The organism is Bacteroides celer, from assembly GCF_002632415.2.
Classification (GTDB): Bacteria; Bacteroidota; Bacteroidia; order Bacteroidales; family Bacteroidaceae; genus Bacteroides.
This window is the reverse complement of the sequence record NZ_CP178209.1, coordinates 110,382-135,364: the sequence shown is the minus strand read 5'-3', so window position 1 is coordinate 135,364 and position 24,983 is coordinate 110,382. Positions and strand designations below refer to the sequence as shown.

Sequence of the window (24,983 nt, the reverse complement as noted above, 5' to 3'; positions counted from 1 at the left end):
TTAAATTAGTTATGTGTTTTGAGTTTTAAATCCATATTATTATCACATATCGCTACTGCAACCTGCGAATCAGCGCAGCCATAATAGAGATATAGTTTATTTTTGAAGTAAGCCAATCCTTCTATAAATACTGTTCCGTCTTTATATTGACCACTCTTCTCAAAAGCAGCCTCAGGCACAAAGAATGGTTTATCCAAACGACCCAGTACTTGATAAGGATCATCGGCATCGAACAAAAACTGCCCTGCACAATAAGCTCCAGCTGGATATTCCGAATCTCTTTCTTCTTTATATCCGTTCTTACCATTATACAGTAGGACAATACCATCTGTTGTTTTTATGGCAGGAGGACCACACTCTGTCAAACGACTATCAAAATAGCCGCTGCGGGGTTTGGCAATTTCTCTCAATTCATTATTCTCGTTCAATACCGGTGTCCAATCTGTCAGGTTGTCGGAAGTTGCTGCACATACGGCATTTTCCCCCCAATACATAAAATATTTGCCATTCACTTTCTCAATGACAAGTTTTCCATCCTTCACCCCGGTAACAATAGAAGCAGATTTGCTCGCTATATTGGCAAAACGTCCGTTATACGCTTTTGCAAAAGCAAGTCCATGCTTTGTCCAGTTCTTCAGGTCGGTGGAAGTAGCAACTGCCAGACGGGGGAGATGACGATTCCAAGCTGTATAGAGCATTACATATAATCCATCCTCCGTCATTGCCACACGCGGGTCTTCGCAACCTCCTTCCCATTCTATTTCTTTATAATCGTCTTCGGAAGGGAATAATACAGGGACATCCGATTGTTTCATCGTCACTCCATCCGTACTTTCTGCATAGCCAATGCGGGATGTTCTCTTTCCTATACCTTGCGCTGAATTATCTTCTGCCCGATAGAGTACTACAATCTTTCCATCTTTAACGGTGGCTGCCGGATTGAAAGTATCACTCTCCTCCCATTTTACCAACTGCTTGCGCATCGGGCATTGAAAAGTAGTCGGTTGTGGAGAAATCACCGGATTCACTCCTTCCGGACGAACGAAAGGACCTATTATCCAATGTTCGTTCTGCTCTTCAACAACAGCAGATGTTTGCTTCTGACCCGAGCATCCGGCAAGTGTCATCATACTAATTAAATAGATTACAGCTTTTAGTTTTATCATACGTCATTTTTTAGTTTTTCCGAATCAGTCGTTCCTTGTTTTTCTGTCAGCAAAACTACCCTCGCTCCACAAAAATTGAGTGTACTATATTCTCAAAAGGGTATATAGGTGCTGTACAACATAATAATTCATTCGTTTGCAACGACGATTTAACGATTTTGAAATATTAGCGAATAGCTTGATTCTGTCTGATGATGTTCCGGGCTAATGGATAGGCAATCAACTGCAAAGCTCCCACCAGGATCAATGCATACTTCAATGCAAAATCCTGTGATATGACAAATGCGAGTACCATAAAAAGTATTAGTCCGAAAGCACGTCCCAGAAATAGTCCGAACTCATGGCTTAAAATATAGGTATATTCATTTCTTTTTTCGATTTTTACTACTGCATCGATGGTTTGCATCATAATAGGGTAATAAGGCAAGTCAAACAATGGCTGAAAGATCACCTTACAGAGGACAAAGATAATCACTCCGGTGGCTGAAAACAAGATTCCGTTGAACAGAGTACCGATAAAAAAGACAAGTAGCCCGGCTATAAATACCTTCGACCGGTCTTCAGGTTTGGTTATTCGTCCCAATACATAAACCAAAACAGCTGTCAGTGTACCACTGATTCCCTGTATTAAACCCAATACGCCTTCATCACCTACTAACTTCAGAACCAGAATAGCAGGAGCGGTCACCAAAAATCCCTGTACCATTCCTTTCAGGGAAGCCAGCAACAACATTTTTTTCCAAAGTGTACAAAACCGGAAATACAGAAAATTCTTCTGCACCGGATTGGCGAACTTACCACGCCATAAAACGGCTACAGCAAACAAAGTCACTATGATTACTCCAACCGTCACCAACCGATAGGCTCCATTAATATCAATCAGGCATCCCATTATTTCCCTGCCATCTATCTGACTGATAAATGCTCCAATCAATAAAGGTACAGTAATCGAAGTAATGGAAAAGAAAAAAGACTCCAGCCCGAAGAAGTAGTTACGACTATCATCTGTCGTGTTATTCAGAGTCAGCAGATAGCGATTGGTCCAGAAGAAGCCCGATGCAGCTCCAAGTACAAATCCGGCTATACCCAATTCCACAAAGCCTAATGACTTTACCAACATCATGGCAAACATCGACAATCCACTAACTAATATCCCTCCTGCATACAGCATCTTCACACTCACATGTCGCAACAAGAAACCATTCACAAATGAGGTAGTGATGATACCAATGTACATGAAAAGCTGATAAAAAGCCACCGAAACCGGTTCACTGGTATGGCGCATCACATAAGCGCCCACAAAAATCTCAACTACAGGAAGCACCAGCGCATAAAGAAGATTAGTCATCAGCAAGACCCGTACATTAGAAGTTTGCTGTTTGAAGAACTGATACTCTCTTTTTAGTTTATTCATTATCTATCTTATTTATATTACGACTTTAATGAACGGAGAATCTCTGCAATAGACAACTCCGCCCCACAGATTACTTCATCACTGGCACCATAATAAAGCCTTATCTTATCTCCCTCTACCAAATGTCCGTTGGTGAAAACTACATTCCCGAAAAATCCGGTTTGTTCGTAAGGAGCAACAGGCTCCATGATAGGTTCTTTACTTCGGGCAATTACCTTTGAAGGATCATTTAAATCAAGTAGAAGAGCTCCCAGACAATAACGGTTTTGATAGTCCGCACCATGATAAATTTCCAACCACCCTTCCTCTGTACAAATAGGTGCCGCTCCTGCACCCACGCGGGCACAGTCCCAACTATCAGGACGGGTAGTTGCAATGCAACAGTGGTTGCCCCAATGCAGTCGGTCGGGTGATTCGGCAAGCCAAATATAGTTGCCACCCAACTCTGGGCTACTCGGACGATGCAGTGCAAGATATTTTCCGTTCACTTTCTCTTCAAACAGCGCGCAATCTTTATTATGAGGAGGGAAAATCATGCCATAACGAGTATAGTTTTTCCAGTCATAAGTATGAATCAGCCCTACACCAACAGCTACAGAAGAGACTTCCGTAAACGTAAGATAATAACCATCGGCAGTAGTGGCCACCCGGCAATCTTCAATGCCAAAAGCCTCTAATGCTCCTTTACCAAAAATAGGAGGATAATCCGGCTCTTCCTTGAAGTGAATTCCGTCTTCACTCGACACCAGTCGGAGATAAGACATGGTAGTCAGATAATTCTGCCCTGCATATCCTATCACACGAGGATCAGAAGCATCCAGTTTCGGGTCATTCTCATCGAAAGAGAGCACTTCTATTTTTCCATCTTTATTATATACGGGAAAACTAATAACTCCCTGTTTCTGCACAGGCCGTTCGGCCACTCGCAGTAATAACCAAATTTTTCCGTCGAAACGGAACACACCGGGATTCAGGAAACAGGTGATTTCCATACCTTCTATTCCTGGTTGTAAGTCGGAGGGTTTCAACAATGGGTTTTGATGAAATCGTTTTGCAATATCCATTTTCAGATTATTAAATATGTGTTGTTTTTATTTCTGGTGACAAAGCTACCCTGCACAACAACGGAAAAGGTGTACTATATTCTCAAAAGGGTATACAGGTGTTGTACAGCATATTTTTATCTTTGTTTTCTTATTTTTCCTCTCTATCTTTGCGACATGATTCTACGAAAACACTCATATTTCCGCTACATCTGCATCCTTATTTATTCATGCCTGATGCCTGTTTTATTACATTCCCAGAATGTAGTGAAACAGATTTCGAATGCAGACGGGTTATCCAATAATTCAGTGAATTGTTTTCTGGAAGATTCGGAACATACTCTCTGGGTAGGAACATGGGACGGGCTGAATGCCTACAACGGACGTAGCTTTAAAACCTATTCTTATAATAAAAAAAATGCAGGATCTATCAGTAATAATGTAATCTGGCAAATTATCGAGCAAAATGACTCTGTCTTGTGGGTATCTACCGACTATGGTGTCAACCGGTGGAAACGTTCCACACAGCAATTTACTCCTTATTATTTAGGTACGCAGAACAATCCGCCCAAACAAGAGAAATCATTCCTGCTGGGTATCACTTCCGGCAAATACATTATCTGCTATGTGAAGGAACAAGGTTTATTCTATTTTGACGACCGGAAACAGGACTTTGTTCCATTGAAGAATAATCTTCCTGATGACATCAAAAATTTCGTTATTGATTCCAAAGACCAAGTATTCTTCCTCACAGGACATGGACAATTATTACATTATCAACTATCTGTCCATAGCTCTAATCCAGAACTCTCGTTCAAAAAAGAAATCAAACAACCTGCTTCCATTTCCGGCATTTATCTTTCTCAAGATTATCTTATCATTAACGATGACCGGGCATTAACTGTTTCTTTGGACAACCGCATACTGAATAGCATAGATATTCCAGAAAATAAAACGGTTTCGCAAGTTATCCGCCACAAAGAGTATCTTCTCATCAGCTTTATCGAAGGGGGATGTATCAGGTATAATCTGGAAGATAATGCTTCAATGGAATTACCTCAATTACCAGCGAAAGCATCCATTTTCACCATCTACATCGGTTCGCAGAATATACTCTGGGTAGGCACCGACGGGCAAGGAGTATTGGAAGTCTATGAACACAGTTCTCCATTCCACACCGTAAAAACTGATTATCCCGTACGTTGTTTTTGCGAAGAAGATAATGGTAATATACTCGTGGGAACCAAAGGAGAAGGAATTCTGCTGCTTGACAAACAGGAACGGCAGGTCGAACCTTATCTGTCAACCGGCAACGGATTGATTTCCAATTCTGTCTATACTATCCGAAAAAATATGTCCGGAGACATATTTATCGGAACCGAGGGAACGGGCATCAATTATATTCCACTTAATAGCAGTCAGGTAAAGAAGTTAAGCATTCCTGCTGAATATCCGACTTTCAAAGCTGTATACAGCATTCTGTTCACTCATAACGACTCACTATTATGGTTGGGCACTTCCGGCTATGGACTTATCAAACTAACCTTGCAAAGGGAAGGAAAAAGTTATAAAGTGACAGAAATGAAACAATATAAATCTCCCGGACCTTCCTCACCAAGTAATAATATCATTTATTCGGTCATTGCCGGGTATAATGAAAATGAACTTTGGCTAGGCACACGAGGCGGCGGAATCAATAAGTTCGATATCGCATCCGAATGCTTCCAACAAATTCATGAGATAGACTCTACTTTATCCCTAACCAACAATGATATACTCTATCTGACCAAAGGAGATTCTGCCAGCATTTGGATAGGCACCAGTTACGGCCTCAATCGATTATCTCCGGCAGACATTCCGCCATCTATTATGGAATATACGGATCACAACGGACTACCCAACAATACGATTCACGGTATTCTGAAAGATGAAAACGGTAATATCTGGGCAAGTACCAATCAAGGTATCTCTTTTATTAATCTATCTTCGGGAAAGATTACTAACTATTCTTCCAGAAACGGATTACAAAATGATGAATTTTCCGATGGAGCGATTTTTAAGGATAAAGCAGGATGGTTGTATTTCGGAGGAGTCAGTGGGCTGAATTATTTCGATGAGAACAAAATACGTTTACGGGACCATATTGCTACTCTAAGTTTGAATAGTCTAAAAATTAATAATACCAGCCAAAACATTTACGAGCGTATTTTTAATCATACGCTCCGGCTCGACTATGACGAACCTTACATTACATTAGGGTTCACAGCACACGACTTTATCAACAACGAGAACTGCGAATTTAGTTATCGGATTATTGACTTCGCCGATGAATGGATTTACAACGAAAACAACCCCAATATCGTCATCACCAAACTTCCTCCGGGGAAATATAAACTGGAAGTAAAATGTACTAATGGTGACCGTGTATGGAGCAATCAGATCTACTCTCTTCATCTGGATGTCGCCTATCCCTGGTGGCTAAGTACTACTGCCTTTATTATCTATTTTATTTTAATTGCTATTGCTATTTATATAACACAGTCTGTCATCAAGAATCGTATCCGACTGAATCGCCAGATTTTACTAGAACATATTGAAAAGCAAAATCAACAACGTATTCATGAATCGAAGTTGAACTTCTTTACGAACGTGGCACATGAGTTCTTCACTCCGCTAACACTGATATATGGTCCGGCACAGCATCTGCTGGAAAAAGCAGACCTTGACAGTTATACGAAAAGGTATATCTACATCATCAAGAACAATGCCGACCGGATGCAGAAACTCATCAACGAACTAATGGAGTTTCGGAAAGCAGAATCGGGACATACGGCTATCTATACAGAGAAAGTAGATATCCAGCTACTCGTTGATTATGTGTCAGACAACTATACTGAAATTGCTGAAGAGAATAAAATAGACTTTAGTTTCAAAAGTAAAGAAGTGTCGTCTTTTACTACAGACCGGAATGCACTGGAAAAAATTATATTCAACTTATTATCTAACGCCTTCAAGTATACACCATCCGGAGGATATATCCGGGCTGAAATAAGACAGAATGCCACTACCGGAACATTACATTTCCGTATACGCAACTCTGGTAAGGGATTGACTGAAAAGCAAACGAGCGAAATATTCAGTCGCTTTAAGATTTTCGAGAGCAGTAACCTGAAGCACGCCGGAAGTACCGGAGTGGGTCTGAACCTAACCAAAAGCCTGACTGAATTATTAGGTGGAGAAATCACTATAGAAAGTACTTTGGGAGAATATGTAGAATTCAATGTATCCCTGCCTCCTATGCACGTGAATTCCGAAAAAGAAAGTCAGCCTACAGAAGAAGAGACAGAGATCAGTGAAATGCTTTTCATTCCTAAGCAGAAAGAAATTACCATACTGATTGTAGAAGACGAAAAGAATATCCGGGAACTGTTGAAAGATATTCTGCTTCCCTACTATCAGGTTCGCGAAGCTGCCGATGGAGAAGAGGCGCTGAAAGAAGTAGAACAAAAGCAACCGGACATCATTATCAGTGATGTATTAATGCCCAAACTAGATGGCATTACACTGACAGATATATTGAAGTCTAATGAACGGACAGCGCATATTCCGGTTATTCATATTTCTGCCAAAAACTCTATTGAAGACCAGATCAATGCCTATAATCACGGGACAGATTTGTATATCCCTAAACCTTTCCATCCAAGACATGTGTTGAGTGCGGTAGAGAATATGATTAATAAATACTCTCTGATGAAAGAGTATTTCAAATCCGGCCGTTCCTCTCTTATTGTAAGGGATGGGATCACCATGCACAAAGAGGATGAATTATTACTGAACAAGATTATCAAGTTCATTGAAGATAATATCGACGATGAATCCATGAATCCGGATTCTCTTGCAGACTTTATAGGAGTAAGTAAAGCAGGATTGTACCGCAAACTCAAAGAATTGACTGAAAAAACACCAAGCGAGTTTGTCCGTACCATTCGTTTAGAGTATGCCGCTAGCCTGCTAAAAACAACTAAGCTCACCGTTACCGAAATTATGTATAAATCAGGCTTCTCGAACAAGTCTTATTTCTACCGGGAGTTTGCGAAATTGTACAATACATCTCCCAAAGAATACAGAAGCGAACAAACAGAAGAAAAAGATACTAAATAACCATTTAACAATAAAAAGACAATGAGAAAACTTTTGATTGTATTGACGCTCTGTGGTGTGTCAATACTGAATGCGCAGCAACTAAATGTAGCCTCCTACAACGTACGAAACAGTAATCCCAACGATGCCAAAGCGGGAAATGGCTGGGAACAACGCTGCCCGGTACTTACCCAGTTAATCACTTTCCATGACTTCGATATTTTTGGAGCACAGGAAGTGAAACATAATCAACTGGAAGACATGCTCAACGCTCTGCCTGCGTACAACTACATAGGTGTAGGACGGGATGACGGCAAGACAAAAGGAGAATATGCTCCTATTTTCTATCGGAAAGATAAATTCAAGCTACTCAAGTCCGGCAACTTCTGGTTGTCGGAAGACACTACAAAGCCAAATAAAGGATGGGATGCTGCTTATACCCGCATCTGCACGTGGGGAGAATTCAAAGACAAAACCGGTAAGTTCAAATTCTGGTTCTTTAATCTGCACATGGATCATATCGGAGTGGTAGCCCGCCGAGAAAGTGCCAAACTGGTTATTAGCAAAATTAAGGAAATGTGCGGCAAAGATCCCGTTATACTGACAGGTGATTTCAATGTAGACCAAACCAGTGAAAGTTATCAGGTTCTTCATGAATCCGGAATATTATCAGATTCTTACGAGGTAGCTCAAATGAGATATGCGACTAATGGGACATGTACAGGCTGGAATCCGAATACATATACTCCGAACCGTATTGACCATATCTTCGTAACCCCCAATTTTACTGTAGAGAAATACGGTGTATTAACAGATACTTATCGCACCAAGAACGAAACTACTGGAAAGTATGAATCTCATATTCCTTCGGATCATTTCCCGGTAAAGGCAGTATTAAGGTTTAATAGAAAGTAAAAAACTGTATTATGATAATATTATTCAGGATAATATCAAACTTATTTCTTATGGGCTATCATAAAGAAAATATTATCAATTATCCTGAATATATTTTCTGAAAGTAATCACTTTTCGGAACAGCATACAAAAGAAATTGATTGCTGACTCTAAGCATTAAGTTGTATATCCAATACAAAACATCTTCTTTATTTCACATCATCCCACGCATCCGTCCGAAAAGGAAATGCAGCCAATCCAAAAGTATTACGCAGTAAGACATTTCCTACATAGTTACGAAAAGCATACCGCACAGCTATCGGTTGATTGACTTGTTCACTCCAAACTCTCACTGTGGGTGTACGATCTACAATTTGTGCTTGAGCCGGATAAAATTTCTTATCAGCTCCTGCAATCTCAAATCCTTCCAAGTTACAGAATGCCGGCGTTAATCCGGCAGAAGCATTATCAAAAGTGACAATTGCCTTACCCTCTAAGTAATCGACTTTCGTCATCGTCGGCCCAGTAGGTGGAAGTCTACAAATGTTATATGTTTTAGTTAAAGCCAGAGTAGCCAAACGAAGCCCTACTATGTCTTTTTGAGGTGGATGAATACAAAACTCATCACCAATGTCGGTAGTAGAAACCATACCGGAATTGGGTATCGCTTCAAGAGCTTTTGTCTGCGCTTCTCTTAATAAAGCTGCATCTGTATCCTGACTATCTTTATACTTATGAGGAGCAATCTGGACATAATAAAAAGGCATATCCGGTGCTTCCCAAACCTCTCTCCATAACTGAACCATAGCAGTCATCATCGGAGCATAACAGTAATAGTTGAAGATATTCGACTCCCCTTGATACCAAAGGAAACCACGTGCGGTAAAGTTCCTCACAGGCCACAACATGGTATCGTACATGCACTCCAAGCGATGATGCATTTTTAATTTCGAACTTCTGACAGCCTCTATGTCTACTCCATCAATAGAAGCTAATGTTTTCTCATTCATCCATGATTCTATCCGGGAACCTCCCCAGCTACTAATAACCAGCCCTACCGGAATATCGAGCACTTCTGTGACTTGTTTTGCAAAGAAATAAGCAACCGCACTACAAGTCATGATCGCTTCCGGTGCCGATACCTCCCATTTTCTCCCTTCAAAATCAGTTCGTTGCTGTACATCTTTCGTTCTTGAAACAGCAATAAAGCGGATACGGTTACGATAATTACCAGCATGCAGAATTGTCTCCAATGAACGATCAATAGGCTGTCCCGTATTTCCCATCATACGCATATCCATATTAGATTGACCGGAACAAATCCAAACCTCCCCTATCAATATATCTGAAAGGATAACCTCCTCTCCATCACTAATTGTAATGAAATAAGGAGTATAGCTTGCCCCAGGAGTATTCACCTTAACCAACCAGGCTCCGTTCTTATCCGTTAGTACCTGATAAGTCTGATTATTCCAGGAGGTAGTAACAGTAACTTTCTTATTATCCGCCCATCCCCACAGTTTAACGCTACTATTTTGCTGGAGTATCATATGATCTCCCATCATAGCAGGTAATTTAATCTTTCCCTGTATAAAAGATGAAAAACAGAAGCATAAAATCAAAATACTTAGAAGCTTTTTCATATTGTTCATATAAAGTTTGGCCCAGGATTACATTAAAATTGTACCCCTGGGCCAAGATTCGTTCATATCCGTTAATTCATTACCAAACTCATATCGTCAAGGAACGGCTGTTGATTTCCATTTCTTCTCCAAACAATATATACATCTGTCTTATCAGCAGGCATAGTGAAAGTATAAGAAACTTTCTTATGCTCATCAGAACTGCTTAAAACGCCATCGGAAGCCGCAACAAATCCAAAAGTAACTTCCGGAGCCAATGGATTGGATAATGTCGGTATGTCCGTTTCATTAATCACCGCACCAAGCCTGATATTTCCCGGCTGAGGCATTTCCACCGCTGAAGGAGTCTTGAACCAGAAGGAAAATGTATAAGACTTGCCTGGAGTCAACCCTTTCACCTTTCTCCATAACCAGTCTAAAGAATTGGCAGTTTCGTTCTCACGCATACGTACGAATAAATAAGATGATCCGGTATGAGGTATAGGCGAGTTTGCAGCAACCCGGACGGCAGTGGCACTTGCTCCGAATTTACCAATCCCCTGACTATCCGATCCACCCCATTCTCCAAGAGCCGGCCAATATTTGTTGGTAGTAATTCTCTCAAAGCTGTAATCTTCTTCAGGAGTATCCAATAAGTTCACTCCCCCCATTGCTTCAGTTTGCTGAACAATATCTACACTTTTAGTGATACCCTGAGCAGTAATAGTAATCTTTCCTTCCCGGATCACATCACCCCCATTCTTTTCCACTACAAAATTCAAGGTTCCATCCTCCAAGCCCGCGGTTTCGCTGGTAAAACTAATCCACTCTACATCGGTTGAAGCCTCCCAACCGACATTACAAACGAAAGATATAGAGTTTCTTCCACCCTCAAAATCCAGTTTGATAGGACTTTTGGTAGTGATGCTTAACTGTGGCGTAGAAGTATCTCTATATTTCTGATGAATATTCAATCTTTTTTCCAATTCACCGGCCACTATCTTAATCACACCCATTCTGTCCACCCCTTCATCATTTTTAGTAACCTTTGCATTTATGGTAGCACTCTGACTGCCTGCCTTAGCATCCAAAGTAATCCAAGCGGCATCTGTTGATACCTGCCAGTCCAAATTACAAAGGAATTCTATCGGTATAGTTCCCCCATAAGTGCTAAGAGCTTCAATATCTTCCGTTATGATATAAAGCGTCGGTTTGTTCTGTATTTCATCATCATCGTCACATGATTGCAAAACTCCGGCAGACACTCCGAATAGCCCGATGCCTATCATTATCATAAATGACTTTATCCAATGGTCTGAAATATATTTTCTCATAATCTATCGCTTTTGAATTATTCATTAATTTCTGCTGAAAGAAGCCGGGTATATCCCAATAAGTCCATATATGACGACTCTCTGTTGAATGTACCCGAGTTTATCAATTGCCTGATAGGTTCGCTATCCGGATAATATCGCAACCCCATTTCATACATACCCGGATTATCACCGGCTTTTGTCATACGTTCCGTTTCACCACAATAATATCCTGACTTTATACATGAATCCATAGACCGGTAGAAATCACTGTAATACTCAAAACAGTAACGTAAATTCTCTCCGGTCGGAGCTGTATACGCAAACAAATCCAACCCGTTATTATAGCACATACGAGCAGTTGTAGACAATAATGTGAGTGTGAGATGCGTATATTGCAATCCCTTTAATGGCCCTGTGTCGTGACGGTAACGATCATAAATTTCCCCCTTCACAGGAGGAGCCGAACCTGCTTTTTCTCTTGAGCACGGAGTATCGCCATCCATCAATATACAGCCGCTTAACAGTTCTTTTACATCCCTTGGGTTTGCAGGAGAATCAATAGCGAACTGAACCAATTCATCATCATCTGTAACCAGTCCGAGCATCAGTATTCCCATTGAATGGGCTACAAGATGATTCTGGTAATATTGCTTATTAAAGTAATCGTTATCTTCCCACAAATTGATACTAATCATCCCTTCCCTATATAGCACCTGTAACCAATCTGTTATATTCTTCTTTGTCTCATCACTCATGATATTCTCCGAAATCAGCATATCATAAGCACAAACCATTGGATACATACCTCTGGTAAGATACATCGCACTGCCCGCATCAGCCACATAACTAATGTCTTTACACGCTTTCGCCCAAGCCTCTATTATTTCAATTGATTTCCGGGCATATTTTTTATCCCCTGTAAACCAGTATGCCAAAGCCAGATCGCGGGAGTTTGATCCGGGAACATAACTCTCTTCAATAAACTTTGTAGGATCTTGTCCCGTATAAGGAGTCGCCGTATAAGTCAGTGCATTGTTACAGCGCTTCATCAGATTGTTGTAGGTCGTTGTTATACTTGCCGAACTGTTGCCTTCAACCATTTGTTTTATATTCAATAATTCCTCTTTGGTATAAAGGATAGAAGGATGTTTATGTTCTATATCAATCGTTTTTATAGATTGTCTGATTTCTATTATCTTTATGTTACCTCCACAAGTAATAGAGAGCTTTCCCGTACGATCCCCTCCAGATGTATTTTTCTCTATATGAATCTTTATAATTGCATTGCCGCTACCCTCTGTCGGCCCCCCAAATGTTATCCACGACACATCTGATGAAATTGTCCAGTTATCATAGCAAATAAACTTAATCAATTCTTCCCCGCCACCATATCCAATACTAACGGCATCATCTGAAACTAAAGCTATTTCCGTATTCTTCGCATTATCATTACACGCCATAAGCATCTGTGCTAACAACAGCAAAGTCAGGATGATCGAATGTTTATATCCTAATTTCATATTATTTTCGTTTAATAGTTAACGTTCTTATTCCATATAAAAAACTTCTTCCGATGGAATACTGACAGGTGAATTATCCGGATTAACTGCCATGATATCCGCCATATAGTCCCACCATTTTTTCACGATTTCATTATCGCCCATATCTTGCGAACCTGCACCATCATTCTTCTGCACAGCATACAATACATTCGTTTCCTGATCCCAGAATATAGAATAATCGGACACTCCGTTCGCCTTCAAAAGCTTTACCAGTTCAGGCCATATTTCGCTATGCCGCTTTTGATATTCTTTTTCAAAACCGGGTTTCAAATACATTTTAAAAGCTTCTCTTTTCATTGTTTACCTCCATTTGTTTACTAAGTACATACAAAAAACGGACAAGTTACCATCCCGGATTATTAGGTTTCAGAGCCGGATTCCGCTGAATTTCTTCACTTGGGATGGGCCACAGATAATCTCTTTCCGTAAACTTACGGGTAAAGCGAATCTCTCCGGTAAAGTCTTTCTCCTGACGATTATTCAGATATTGCACAGCCAACCCCCAACGTCTTAAATCACTGAAACGATGTCCTTCACCAACAAGTTCCACAGCCCGCTCGTGCATAATACGCTCGAACATATCCTCTTTATCTGAAACCTGTAACCAGACCGGTCCGCTATTTAATGCCGGCATATTCGTTGACTGTCTTTTTCTTACCTTATTCAGTTCAGCGACAGCCTTGTCCAATTGGTTATCTTCATTATAAGCTTCAGCCAGCATCAATAATACATCTGCAAAACGAATGATAGGGAAGTTGATAGGAGTGTAATTACGATTGGTGATAGCACCACCCATATCTTCAATCGGGACAAACTTCCGGTAAAAATACACATTCCAGCCTCTGTCATTCTGAATAAAACCATTGGCCACCGTAGTACCTGCCGCAATCGCATACAATTGCTTTTTAGCCCCTGTTCCCACTATATAGCCATTATAATAAGAGTAAGGAACAATCAATGACTGCATCATTCTCGGATCTCTTCCTCTGTAAATCTCACCTAACAGAGTGGTATCAGGGATTGTTTCCAATTTCTGTTTGGTCGAATTCAAGGTTGCCTGAAACGCTTTTTTCTTCACTGCATCACTTTCATTATATCCGGGAATATAATTATTCCAGTTAAACTTCTGTCCATCCTTCTCTTCATACATATCCGCCAAAGTTACCGACGGCATACAAGTAGCACGACCACCGCCATAAGAGCCGCGTGTTCCATACAAAGTACAAAGCGGCATACCATACAAATTGTCAGTAGTACCTTTATTTTGAATGGCAAATACCGTTTCATTATCATTAGGAACCGGTCCTGCCGAAGTGAACAAAGTCAGATAATCCGGATACAATTGATAACCATACTGATTGGTTTTGTTATATACAATTTCCTCAAAATCGGCAATCGCTTCAGACCAATTCTTTGTATAAAGATATGCTTTTCCACGTAATGCATAAGCCGCTCCCTTTGTCGCCCTTCCATAGTCGGAGACCGCCCATTTGAGAGGAAGGTTTGCAATAGCAAAAGTCAGATCTTTAATAATGAAATTCCAAACTTCCTCTCTTGAATTACGAGGCAGCAACATTTCATTGAAAGATTCGGAGACTTCCCAACTCTCATCATAGATAGGTACTCCGCCAAAAAAATCAGCTAAATGGAAATAATACAAAGCCCGCAGAAAATGAGCTTCTCCCAAGACGTTATTTTTCACCTGGTCGTCAATTGACATACCCGATACATTCTTAATAACGGTATTGGCACGCTGCACACCATCATAAGTGTCCCGCCAATTTTGCACCAGGAAATCATACGCACCGTTATATGTGCCCTGTTCAACAGGTCCGCCCGGTCCGTGACCTATATCCGAGTAAGTGTCGAAAAGAGGCATATAGCCATAAGCACCATAATCCTTCAGTTGGGCATATACCCCCATAACTCCCGATTTGGCATCGGCTTCCGTTTTCCAATAGTTATTTTGAGCGACCTTATCATACGGAGCCACATCCAGATCATAACAGCTGCTGAATCCCAGTGTCACGGCAACCGCTACCATAATATAATTGACTGTTTTCATAATCGTATTTTTTAAAAGACTACATTCACACCTACCGTTATCTGCTTCATCGTCGGATAAGTTGTACCACTTATCTCCGGATCAATCCCTTTATAGGAAGTAAAAGTTAGCATATTCTCCAAACTTGTGTATAGTCGAAGTTGGGATATATCCAGCTTTTGAAGAAGTTTCTTAGGAATCTTGTACCCTATCTGAACATTCTTTAATCGCAAATATGACTTATTCTGAACCCAAAAATCACTCGGCTGGGCATTTAACGTATTCAACCCGGTCAGTAATCTGGGATAAGTGGCATTTGTACGCCCTTCCCGCCAGGCACCTTCGGCTATTTCTTTGTTGATTACATCTCCATAATTAATATATCCCATATAGAATTTATCTTGCCAATATACCTGCAAACCGGCATTTCCCTGGAACAAACAAGAGAAGTCGAATCCATTCCATTCTGCCCCTAAGGAGAAGCCATACGTCAGACGGGGAGCAAGTCCATGCCCTACTGCATATTTATCATTATCGTCGATGACACCGTCACCATTCAAATCTTTATATAAGAAATCGCCTTTCTTCGGAGTTCCATAAGAAGCAAACGGGTTAACACGTTGTCCGGTAGCAGGATCGACCGGTGCGTCTTTAATCATCTTTTCAACAAACAACATATCTTCGTCCGTTTGAAGAATCCGGTCTACCGCCAATACATATTGAATATTGATAGGATAGCCTTCCTGAATCATGTTCGTCCCCGAAATCGATCTTTCCTCTCCTTTAAACCGGGTTACTTCATTATCTATGAAAGTAAAATTACCACCCACAAAATAGTTTACTTTACCAATCCTATGATTCCACTTCAGATTCATCTCCATACCTCTATTCCGCACTCTTGCTGCATTTTGAGTAGGGATAGACGCATTACCAACAAGCAATGGTGCCGGCAGATCGATAAGAATATCATGTGTATCTTTATTGAAAAATTCTATTGTTCCATCCAACTTTGAGCCAAAAAGACTGAAGTCAAGTCCGATATTGGTGACATAGGTCGTTTCCCATGAAACCAACGCATTAGCTAACTGTATCTGTGCCAACCCCGGCACAACAGAGTTTCCTAAGACATAATTATCTTTATTGTACACAGACTGGTATTCATAATTATCTACCGCATTATTACCCAATGCACCCCATGAAAGCCTCAACTTCAACATATCCAGCCATTTAATTGAATTCATAAAGTTTTCTTCCGACATACGCCATCCCAAGGAGAAGGAAGGGAACGTCCCCCACCGGTGATCTTTATGGAAGCGGGAAGAACCGTCCCGACGAATATTCCCTTCAAACAGATATTTGTCCGCCCATGACAGATTTATTCGTCCGAAATAAGAACGCATCACCCAGTCTGTGGCAGCCCCACTTGTTTCAGAATCCCCGGTGGCACCATTAATGACCGACAAATTATCTGCAAGAAGATCGTATCTCTTCGCCTCAAACCATTTTACATTATCCTTTTCCTGACTGGCTCCCGCCAATATGCCTACATCCAGCTTATCAAAAAAAGTCTTCTGATAGCGAGCTACCACATCAGCTACATGATGCGTATTAGTCCAATTCTTATTCCTTACAAACGTTCTACCGGCTGCCATCTGGGTTATTGTGTTGGATTGAAAACTCCAACGGTCAGCATAAACCGGAGTCTCTTCCTCTTGCAGATTATTACGGCGATACGTGTAAGAAGCCTCTATATTTAAACCTTTGAAAACCTTTATATTCGCCCAGAAACGGGAAGTGAGATTATTAACTTCAATATCTCCCTGATACATATTCAGATGATAAAGAGGACTTTGTACCTGCTGATTTTCCTCCGGATTCTCGGCAGATCCATACCTGCCATCCGGATGCCGGTAGACAATACCGGGACTGGAGATGTTACTAAAAAGCGAACTCATGTATTTGGAACCCATCTCGGCATTTGATTTCAGACCGCTGATATTCATCCCCATTGTAATCCAAGGCTTTAGTTCGGCATTCACGTTCAGACGGGCAGTAAATCTCTCATAAGCCGAATTCTCCACAATACCCGGATTGTTCAGATAAGCCACAGAGCCAAATGCTTTCAGTTTCTGGTTTCCGACAGAGAATGATAAATTATGATTAGTAGACACCCCTGTTGAAAAAACTTCATCCTCCCACTTTGTGTTCGGATACAAGTAAGGTTCATTGGGGTGAACTCTCCATTCCGCTATTTTCCGTTCCGAATATACCGGCATTGCCGTCGGGTCAACATTATAAGCCGCTTCGTTATAATACTCCATATAATCGGCATAGTTGTATACAGTTTCAATTGTATTCGAAGGTTTCTGGAAAGAAACATACCCATTATAGGAAATCGACGCTTTGCCTTCCGAGCCTTTCTTGGTCGTTATTAAAATGACTCCATTGGCAGCTCTTGAACCATAGATAGCAGAAGATGACGCATCTTTCAGTACAGATACTGATTCTACATCCTGTGGGTTAACCTCATTTATATTTCCTTCTGCCCCATCAATAATAATCAATGGCGAAGAATTATTCAGAGTTCCCTGTCCTCTGATAAGCAAGGTAGCTCCATCGTTATTAGGACGGGCTGATCCCTGATTGACATACAGTCCCGAACTTAATCCTGCCAATCCGGTTGAAAGGCTGGTCATCGGGCGGCTTTCAGCCTGTTCTGCCAGATTCACCGTAGATACCGAACCTGTCAGATTCACTTTTTTCTGGGTGGCGTATCCTACTACCACCACTTCTTCCAGTGTTTTCCCATCCTCAACCAGAGTAATAGTCGCTCCATTAGCCTTTGATGCAATCATTTCCTGAGAAGCATATCCCATATAAGAAATGACAAGTATATCTTTTGCCTGAACATTGACAGAAAACCGCCCCTCTATATTAGTGATAGTCCCCGTTTGCTTCCCTTTTACCTGAACGGTAGCTCCAATCAGGGGCTCATTGTTCACATCTACGACTTTACCGCTTATATTTAACGGATCTTGAGCCCACAGATCTCCTATCGGGATCATGAGCATGAACATAATCACATATAATGAATATATTCCTTTACTGATGTTTCTCTGTTTCATAGATATTAATTATTAAAGATTATTTTATTCAATACAGCGTCCATGAGTCAAAACCACCGGACCTAACAAATGCAGGTTATGAGCCGTACGATCATTGGTACGCAAAACTTCATTAAAGACTTTCTCCTCCGGATAACGGGCATGCCCTACCTCCCACAGTGTAAATACTGATTGATCGTTGTAGTTAATCCAAGAGTCTTCACCTGTATAGAATCCTCCCTTGATAGAAGCATCTTTAGTGATATAAAAATCAGCATAGAAGAGTAAAGGCAATTTAATACTCTCACCGGTAGGAGCTACATAATGATGAAGATCCAGCCCGTTCAAACGTCCCATTTCTGCTGCTATCATTAGCAAATTAGTCGATAATCCTGCATACTGTAAGGCTCTGTTCGGCTTCGTAGTCTGTCCGTAATGAGTCAATGCAAAATGCCTGTAACGATCCATTATCTCTCCATCTTGTGTTGGCCATGAGCCGGGTTCACCACAGTAAGGCGGTTGTCCTTTCATCAAAATGATACCCTCAATTACCTTCCTTACCCGTTGGCGGAATTAAAAAGATAATATATTGATGTTTAAAAAGTTGTGCATATTATTGATTTATAGTATATTAGAGATGGTCAAACCTTTAATATATCATCAATATATGCACAACTTATATACAATATTCAGTAAAATTCTTAAGATTTGCAAGCAATTTGGCGATAACCTCATAAATGAGAAGGGAAATATTCCTCGTCCAGGTGTTGTTCCCAAGTTTTCAGATATAGAAGTTATAGCTTTGAACCTTACATCCGAAGCCATGGGTATAGATAGTGAAAGTAATCTTTTCATTAGACTTTCTGAGTATAAGGATAAAATGCCCAATCTGATTTCAAGACGCCAGTATAATGACAGGCGTAAAACTACATCAACCTTATGCGACACTATCCGTAAAAGAATAGCTGAGAAGATAGATGGTGGTGAAGAATATTTCTGTATTGATTCAAAACCTATAGAGGTATGCCGGGTAGCTAGAGGGAAACGTTGTAAAATGGGCAGAAACGATTATAGTAAAGCTCCATCATTCGGATATTGTGCCTCTCAGAAGAATTATTACTATGGATATAAATTACACGCTATTTGCGGTTTAAGTGGAGTTATCCATTCCTTTGACCTGACAAAAGCAAGTGTTCACGATATCAATTATCTTAAAAATATCAGATATGAATATCATGACTGCAGCATTTTCGGAGATAGAGGATATATTAGTAAGAATGTGCAACTGGATTTGTTTGAGACTGCAAATATAAGACTTGAAGTTCCATATAGACTGAACCAAAAGGACTGGAGTCCTACATTCATCCCATTTGCTAAAGCCAGGAAAAGAATCGAAACGGATTTCTCACAACTATGCGATCAGTTCATGATAGTGAGAAATTATGCTAAAGATACAGTAGGATTGTTTACCAGAATACTCGGGAAAATAAGTGCATTTACAATCCTTCAATATATAAACCACATTAACAACAAACCTATTGGCAGACTTAAATATGCGCTTATTTAATTCCGCCAACGGGTCCTTCCTTATATTATGTGGATTTGTTTCTCCGTCATATACATAATTCACCAGCTCATTATCACGCAAAATAATACCAATAGACATCAACCCCACAACTTCCGCAACTATATGATTCTGAAAATATTGTTTTCCAAAGTAGTCATTCTCCACCCAGCGTTTCACGCCTTCTTCTATATGAGGAAGCAATATTCGGAGCCATGCCTCAAATTGTATCTGCTTACTTTTTTCTATCAAGTTATCCGCGCAAAGCAAATCATAGGCATAAAGGAACGCAAATACGCCACGTGAAACCAACATACCGGTATTAGGATAGAATTTATCCGGATCGAAATAAGTGCCCGGAGCATTTTTAGGAGAAGACCACTCATTGATTATTTCAATGGCTTTGTGCGCATAGCGTTTATCTTTAGTGATCTGATAGCCAATTGCCAAATCTCTTGCAGCCGACCCGTCACGTATAGCAGCTTTGTAGAAAGACATACTGGCATCTCCCCGATACACATTCGGTTTCCATTTCTTGTCTGCATAACCGTCTATTTCACCTTTCAGTTTTTTCCAAGCTGTTTTCCAAGGCTCAATATCCGAAAGAGCATTTCCCCGCATCAACTCAATGTCCGTACCCGACAGAATCAGGCGGGGATGTCCCGCTTTAATTCTAACCGATTGGTTCTGAGAAAGTGACTTGCCTGCGATGAGAACCATCAAAAACAGTAACAATGATACCTTCATCAACTTGTTTTTCATATAGTAATGATTTTAGTTAGTAACTCTATTCTTTCAAGTGCATGGCTCTATACCTCATTAATGCTTCTACAAAATAATAATCTGCATAAGTCAGAGGTACATCCACTTCGCTATTCTGCGGCAAAAAGCCTACACTGTGTTTAAGTATGAAATTACAGTTTTCTCCCGGCTTTGCCAGATACTCGTCCGAAGCCAGTGTTCTAAGCTGTGTTTCGGCAACAGCGATATATCCTTGTCCGGTTACCTTGTCTACATAACCCGACAGTTCCAGTAAAGCAGAAGCCATAATGGCAGCGGCTGAAGCATCTCTCAAGGCATCCGGAACTTTTGGATCGTCAAAGTCCCAATAAGGAATCTTGTCCTGAGGCATCTTCGGATGATTAAGAAGGAAGCCGGCAATATGCTTTGCCTGTTCCAGATAACGTGGTTGTTTCGTTTCCCGATACATCATAGTATATCCATACAATGCCCAAGACTGCCCCCTGCTCCATACTGATTCGTCACTATACCCTTGCCATGTACATTTCTGAAGTGCATTGCCGCTGATTGTATCATAATTCACCACGTGATAACAACTATAATCCGGTCTGAAATGATTCTCCATTGTTTTGTCAGCATGAGAAATTGCCATATCATAGAAACGTTTATCAACCGAGAACTCCGTTGCTCGACAAAGTAATTCAAGGTTCATCATATTGTCAATGATTACAGGAAACTGCCAATGCAAAGTGCCCGGATGACTCCATGAACGTGTGCATCCTACAGCAGAACGGTAACGTGTAGATAATGATCGGGCTGTAGTAGTGACTATATCCATGCAGGAAGTATCACCCAATAGCCGGTATTTATTTCCGAAAGAACAGTTTATCATAAAACCGACATCATGGTTATCTTTATTATACTTCTGGATCTCGACTCTATCACTCATCTTGGAAGCCATCTCCTTGAGCTGCTCATCTCCAGTATATTCATACAAATACCAAAGAGTCCCGGGATAAAAGCCACTCGTCCAGAAATAAGAATCCGAGGTTTCAAGCGCGCCATTTTTATCTATCGAACGGGGTAACATTTCCGGGATAGAATCCATAACAGAATACATATGCTTATATTGTTCTACCGCCCGGTTCAAGGCATAATCGACCATGTGTTCCATAGAAGGTTCCAAGGTTGTCGTACATCCTGATACCATCAATGAGAGCAGACATATTGCCACATAATTTTTCATATTTTCTTTGCTTATAATTTGAGATATATTAAAAATTTAAAGATCCATCCAAAGGTTTTCTCCTGATAGCAAGAGCAAAAGTAGGAGATTACAGGAAGCAGCATTGGATAAAAAAGTTCCAAAGGTTCTATAATTTTGTTCATATCCCTATTACAAACCGTTTTTTGTTTCATTATCTCAAAAAATAACGATACATTTGTAATTATCGAACCTGCTATCAGATATAAGATATATAATAATAGTCCCCCATTATATGAATCCCTAAGATTAATACCAAAACTAAATATAGGAAGTTCCGAAAACAATAGAAACTTAATTAACGCTTTTAATATATGCCTGAACATAACAGACTAGTCGCTATTATATTTATGCTGGTTTCATGCGTCTCATCCATCGCTGGATTCGAGACGATAAACTTCCAGCATTTATCACTCAATTCCATGTTTCCCCAGATTACGATTAACGGACTTTATCAGGATGAATCGGGTATCTTATGGATTGGAACTAAAGACGGTGTGAAGAAATATAATGGAAATTATATCGAATCTGTCAACTTCATGGGAATAAACAACTGGATACAGTCCAACCTTGTTCCGACAATCTGTGGGGATAAGAAAGGCCACTTATATGTCAATACGGATTACAGCATCATTGAATATGACCTGATAAAAGAGGAAAGCCGTATCATATTCAGCCAGCCCAACACACAGATATTGCCGTCCATCGCCTTCAATTATGGTACCAACTCATTATGGATCGGTTTATTGGATAGCGTCTATAATTATAAAGAAGGTATATGTCAGGCCAAATACAAAATTGATGGCAACAACCTAAGTATCTCATCGCTGAGAGAAACGTCCGGCAAATTATTATATATCGGCACCAAACATGACGGGGTATTTACCATTGATCCATCAGGCAGGCAACAGAAAGTACTGACTACCCGCAGTGAAATTATATCGATAAACGAAGATAGCCGGAACAACATCTGGGTGAGCACCCTGAATGAAGGATTATTCAAACTAACTCCATCGGGCGACGTTATCCAATATACGGAGCCTACCTTAGCCAGCAATTATGTAAGAACAGTATGTGAAGACAACAACGGAAATATCTGGATAGGAACCATGTTGGGATTGAATGTCATCAACTCGCAAACAGGTGATATCAGTTTTTATGGTCTGGAAAAAGAGGGTAGTGCGGGACTAAGCAACCTCTCTGTCTGGATTATCATGAAAGACGATCAAGGCACAATGTGGTTCGGTACCTACTATGGAGGGTTGGATTACTACAATCCGCATACTGACATCTTTGAATATAATAATCTGAAACTGGGACATGCCGGTATCGGACCCGTAATCAGCAAAATTATAGAAGACAAGACAGGACGGATATGGATCAGTACAGAAGGAGACGGGTTGGTATCCTACCTACCCGAAACAGATGCATATACATACTATACGAAAGAGAACAACACAATATCCCACAACAATATCAAGACCTTATATTATGATGATACATCCAGTACAATATGGATCGGGACTCATCTCGGCGGACTTTGCAGTTACTCGATTGACAGAAAAGAATTCAAACATTTCACAATCGATCCATCCGACCATACAAAACGGTCGGAAATCGTTCAGGCTATCATCCGTCACAAAAATATCTTATATCTGGGCACGCTTTCGGGAGTATATTATATGAATCTGGAAGATGGCAGCATTCAAAAGATACATCTTCTCGACAAATACATCTATGCTGTAAACTCATTGATGATAGACAAGCAGGACAACTTGTGGATTGGAGGGAATAACCTGTGCTATTACAGTATCAAACAGAATTATGTACGCAGTCTTGACAAATATCTTGCTAAAATCACCGCTTCTTCCAAGAATACCATTACGTCTCTTATTCAAGATAATAGCAATCGCATCATAGCCACCACATTAGGCGCAGGTATTCTTATTTATCATCCTACTCAAGATAGGCTCGAACAGATAAACAGCAAAAACAGCAATCTCGACAGTGATTATCTAAGCGCCGTTTATCCTCTGTCCGATCATCAGCTTTTGGTCACCAGTGCAAACGGCTTATCCCATATCGATCTCAAAACAAAAAGAAGCTATAATTATAAGTCACAAAACAAATTCGTCTTACCGTCAATGATTCCGGGTGACATAATGAAAAGCAGTGATAACCGTATCATCATGGGAGGAATAAACGGCCTTGCCATGATTTCTGAAAAGAATTTGTTTCCAGAAAGTCTATCCACTAAAATGTTCTTCTCCAAACTATTTGTTAATAATAAAGAAGTGTCGGTAAATGATTCTTCCCGAATATTATCTCGTTCTCTTTTTGCAACAGACTGCATCAGGTTGAAGCATCATGAGAATAATATATCTGTCGAAATCGGAACCAACGACTTCGTAAATCTCGGACAATCCAGATATCAGTATAAACTGGATGGCTATAACAATAGCTGGATTGAATTTCATCCCCAAAAATCAATCAACTACATGAACTTACCTTATGGAGACTATAAGCTAAAAGTAAGAAACATTTCTTTTAAAGATGAAGCCGAACTTAATGAAATCAGTCTGGGGATCACGATTATCCCTCCTGTTTATGCCACCTGGTACGCTTATCTATTATATACGTTGCTAATATTAGCCATCATTATCAGCATTGCCTATTTCTACCGTTCCAAGCTATTGTTAAGAAATTCACTGGAACTTGAAAGGCGGGATAAACTGCAAAAAGACGCGATAAATGAATCCAAAATGCGTTTCCTTGAAAATATATCACATGAGTTAAAAACACCGATCGCATTAATATCCGGACAACTGGAACTTATTCTTATGTCAAATTACTCATTGGCTACTATCCAGAACAGCTTGCGTGAGGTACATAACAGGGCTGCCAAAATGGGTGCTTTAATCAATGAACTACTCGACTTCCTGAAATATAACAAAGAAAATTTCACGTTAAGAATCAAACAGCAAGATATCGTTTTATTCACACAGGAAATATATGATTCTTTCGTTAGCTATGCCGAACTAAAGAATGTAACCATACTATTTTCCGCCACGCCAATTTTATCGGCTGTCTTTCAGCCGATAAAATAAAA

At 40.3% G+C, this 24,983-nt stretch carries 15 protein-coding genes and 1 pseudogene; 4 read left to right on the top strand and 12 right to left on the bottom strand.

Going from position 1 to position 24,983, the window contains the following annotated elements; genetic code table 11:
- Nucleotides 1-5: 5 nt before the first annotated feature.
- The 3 genes from CJF29_RS00400 to CJF29_RS00390 all read right to left on the bottom strand — a co-directional run bounded on the left by CJF29_RS00400 (nt 6) and on the right by CJF29_RS00390 (nt 3,644).
- Nucleotides 6-1,166, bottom strand: a complete 1,161-nt coding sequence (locus tag CJF29_RS00400; protein WP_175486871.1) for a glycoside hydrolase family 130 protein — start codon at nt 1,164-1,166, stop codon at nt 6-8.
- 166 nt (nt 1,167-1,332) lie between these two features.
- Complete coding sequence (locus CJF29_RS00395; protein WP_009001254.1) at nt 1,333-2,580, bottom strand: MFS transporter; 1,248 nt, start codon at nt 2,578-2,580, stop codon at nt 1,333-1,335.
- Between the two features lie 17 nt (nt 2,581-2,597).
- The gene (locus CJF29_RS00390; RefSeq protein ID WP_007762513.1) at nt 2,598-3,644 is read right to left on the bottom strand and encodes a glycoside hydrolase family 130 protein; all 1,047 of its coding nucleotides are present in this window, start codon (nt 3,642-3,644) and stop codon (nt 2,598-2,600) included.
- 156 nt (nt 3,645-3,800) lie between these two features.
- Between CJF29_RS00390 and CJF29_RS00385 the strand changes: the two genes are divergently transcribed.
- Nucleotides 3,801-7,784 (top strand): hybrid sensor histidine kinase/response regulator transcription factor, encoded by a 3,984-nt coding sequence (locus tag CJF29_RS00385; RefSeq protein ID WP_074556651.1) that lies wholly within the window; start codon nt 3,801-3,803, stop codon nt 7,782-7,784.
- A 21-nt stretch (nt 7,785-7,805) separates the two neighbouring features.
- Complete coding sequence (locus CJF29_RS00380; protein ID WP_009001257.1) at nt 7,806-8,678, top strand: endonuclease/exonuclease/phosphatase family protein; 873 nt, start codon at nt 7,806-7,808, stop codon at nt 8,676-8,678.
- 188 nt (nt 8,679-8,866) lie between these two features.
- Here the strand turns inward: CJF29_RS00380 and CJF29_RS00375 are convergent, their stop codons facing one another.
- The 7 genes from CJF29_RS00375 to CJF29_RS00345 form a co-directional block, all read right to left on the bottom strand.
- On the bottom strand, nt 8,867-10,300 hold the full coding sequence (locus CJF29_RS00375; RefSeq protein ID WP_099146360.1) for a sialate O-acetylesterase: 1,434 nt from the start codon (nt 10,298-10,300) through the stop codon (nt 8,867-8,869).
- Nucleotides 10,301-10,371: 71 nt separating this feature from the next.
- Nucleotides 10,372-11,613, bottom strand: a complete 1,242-nt coding sequence (locus CJF29_RS00370) for a BACON domain-containing protein (RefSeq protein ID WP_074556601.1) — start codon at nt 11,611-11,613, stop codon at nt 10,372-10,374.
- Nucleotides 11,614-11,630: 17 nt separating this feature from the next.
- Nucleotides 11,631-13,115 (bottom strand): alginate lyase family protein, encoded by a 1,485-nt coding sequence (locus CJF29_RS00365; protein ID WP_074556602.1) that lies wholly within the window; start codon nt 13,113-13,115, stop codon nt 11,631-11,633.
- A gap of 27 nt (nt 13,116-13,142) precedes the next feature.
- On the bottom strand, nt 13,143-13,454 hold the full coding sequence (gene rhaM, locus CJF29_RS00360; protein ID WP_074556603.1) for an L-rhamnose mutarotase: 312 nt from the start codon (nt 13,452-13,454) through the stop codon (nt 13,143-13,145).
- A gap of 46 nt (nt 13,455-13,500) precedes the next feature.
- Nucleotides 13,501-15,222, bottom strand: coding sequence for a RagB/SusD family nutrient uptake outer membrane protein (locus tag CJF29_RS00355; RefSeq protein ID WP_074556604.1), 1,722 nt, complete (start codon nt 15,220-15,222; stop codon nt 13,501-13,503).
- Nucleotides 15,223-15,233: 11 nt separating this feature from the next.
- Nucleotides 15,234-18,326, bottom strand: coding sequence for a SusC/RagA family TonB-linked outer membrane protein (locus CJF29_RS00350; RefSeq protein WP_074635808.1), 3,093 nt, complete (start codon nt 18,324-18,326; stop codon nt 15,234-15,236).
- A 24-nt stretch (nt 18,327-18,350) separates the two neighbouring features.
- Entirely contained in the window at nt 18,351-18,836 is a 486-nt protein-coding gene (locus CJF29_RS00345) for a hypothetical protein (protein WP_099146361.1), read from the bottom strand.
- Nucleotides 18,837-18,897: 61 nt separating this feature from the next.
- Between CJF29_RS00345 and CJF29_RS00340 the strand changes: the two genes are divergently transcribed.
- Entirely contained in the window at nt 18,898-19,872 is a 975-nt protein-coding gene (locus tag CJF29_RS00340; RefSeq protein WP_004310694.1) for an IS982 family transposase, read from the top strand.
- 111 nt (nt 19,873-19,983) lie between these two features.
- On the opposite strand, the pseudogene CJF29_RS00335 reads toward CJF29_RS00340, so the two are convergent.
- Nucleotides 19,984-20,367: pseudogene (locus tag CJF29_RS00335) on the bottom strand (alginate lyase family protein); the annotation flags it as partial.
- Between the two features lie 289 nt (nt 20,368-20,656).
- Complete coding sequence (locus tag CJF29_RS00330) at nt 20,657-21,856, bottom strand: glycoside hydrolase family 88 protein (RefSeq protein WP_099147642.1); 1,200 nt, start codon at nt 21,854-21,856, stop codon at nt 20,657-20,659.
- 332 nt (nt 21,857-22,188) lie between these two features.
- Between CJF29_RS00330 and CJF29_RS00325 the strand changes: the two genes are divergently transcribed.
- Nucleotides 22,189-24,981 (top strand): two-component regulator propeller domain-containing protein, encoded by a 2,793-nt coding sequence (locus CJF29_RS00325; protein WP_255299458.1) that lies wholly within the window; start codon nt 22,189-22,191, stop codon nt 24,979-24,981.
- The last annotated feature ends 2 nt before the right edge of the window (nt 24,982-24,983 follow it).

What these genes read in the sequence shown, in the direction of transcription:
- CJF29_RS00400 (WP_175486871.1), bottom strand. Translation starts at nt 1,166, where the DNA reads ATGATAAAACTAAAAGCTGTAATCTATTTAATTAGTATGATGACACTT.
- CJF29_RS00395 (WP_009001254.1), bottom strand. Translation starts at nt 2,580, where the DNA reads ATGAATAAACTAAAAAGAGAGTATCAGTTCTTCAAACAGCAAACTTCT.
- CJF29_RS00390 (WP_007762513.1), bottom strand. Translation starts at nt 3,644, where the DNA reads ATGGATATTGCAAAACGATTTCATCAAAACCCATTGTTGAAACCCTCC.
- CJF29_RS00385 (WP_074556651.1), top strand. Translation starts at nt 3,801, where the DNA reads ATGATTCTACGAAAACACTCATATTTCCGCTACATCTGCATCCTTATT.
- CJF29_RS00380 (WP_009001257.1), top strand. Translation starts at nt 7,806, where the DNA reads ATGAGAAAACTTTTGATTGTATTGACGCTCTGTGGTGTGTCAATACTG.
- CJF29_RS00375 (WP_099146360.1), bottom strand. Translation starts at nt 10,300, where the DNA reads ATGAAAAAGCTTCTAAGTATTTTGATTTTATGCTTCTGTTTTTCATCT.
- CJF29_RS00370 (WP_074556601.1), bottom strand. Translation starts at nt 11,613, where the DNA reads ATGAGAAAATATATTTCAGACCATTGGATAAAGTCATTTATGATAATG.
- CJF29_RS00365 (WP_074556602.1), bottom strand. Translation starts at nt 13,115, where the DNA reads ATGAAATTAGGATATAAACATTCGATCATCCTGACTTTGCTGTTGTTA.
- rhaM (WP_074556603.1), bottom strand. Translation starts at nt 13,454, where the DNA reads ATGAAAAGAGAAGCTTTTAAAATGTATTTGAAACCCGGTTTTGAAAAA.
- CJF29_RS00355 (WP_074556604.1), bottom strand. Translation starts at nt 15,222, where the DNA reads ATGAAAACAGTCAATTATATTATGGTAGCGGTTGCCGTGACACTGGGA.
- CJF29_RS00350 (WP_074635808.1), bottom strand. Translation starts at nt 18,326, where the DNA reads ATGAAACAGAGAAACATCAGTAAAGGAATATATTCATTATATGTGATT.
- CJF29_RS00345 (WP_099146361.1), bottom strand. Translation starts at nt 18,836, where the DNA reads ATGAAAGGACAACCGCCTTACTGTGGTGAACCCGGCTCATGGCCAACA.
- CJF29_RS00340 (WP_004310694.1), top strand. Translation starts at nt 18,898, where the DNA reads ATGTTTAAAAAGTTGTGCATATTATTGATTTATAGTATATTAGAGATG.
- CJF29_RS00330 (WP_099147642.1), bottom strand. Translation starts at nt 21,856, where the DNA reads ATGAAAAATTATGTGGCAATATGTCTGCTCTCATTGATGGTATCAGGA.
- CJF29_RS00325 (WP_255299458.1), top strand. Translation starts at nt 22,189, where the DNA reads ATGCCTGAACATAACAGACTAGTCGCTATTATATTTATGCTGGTTTCA.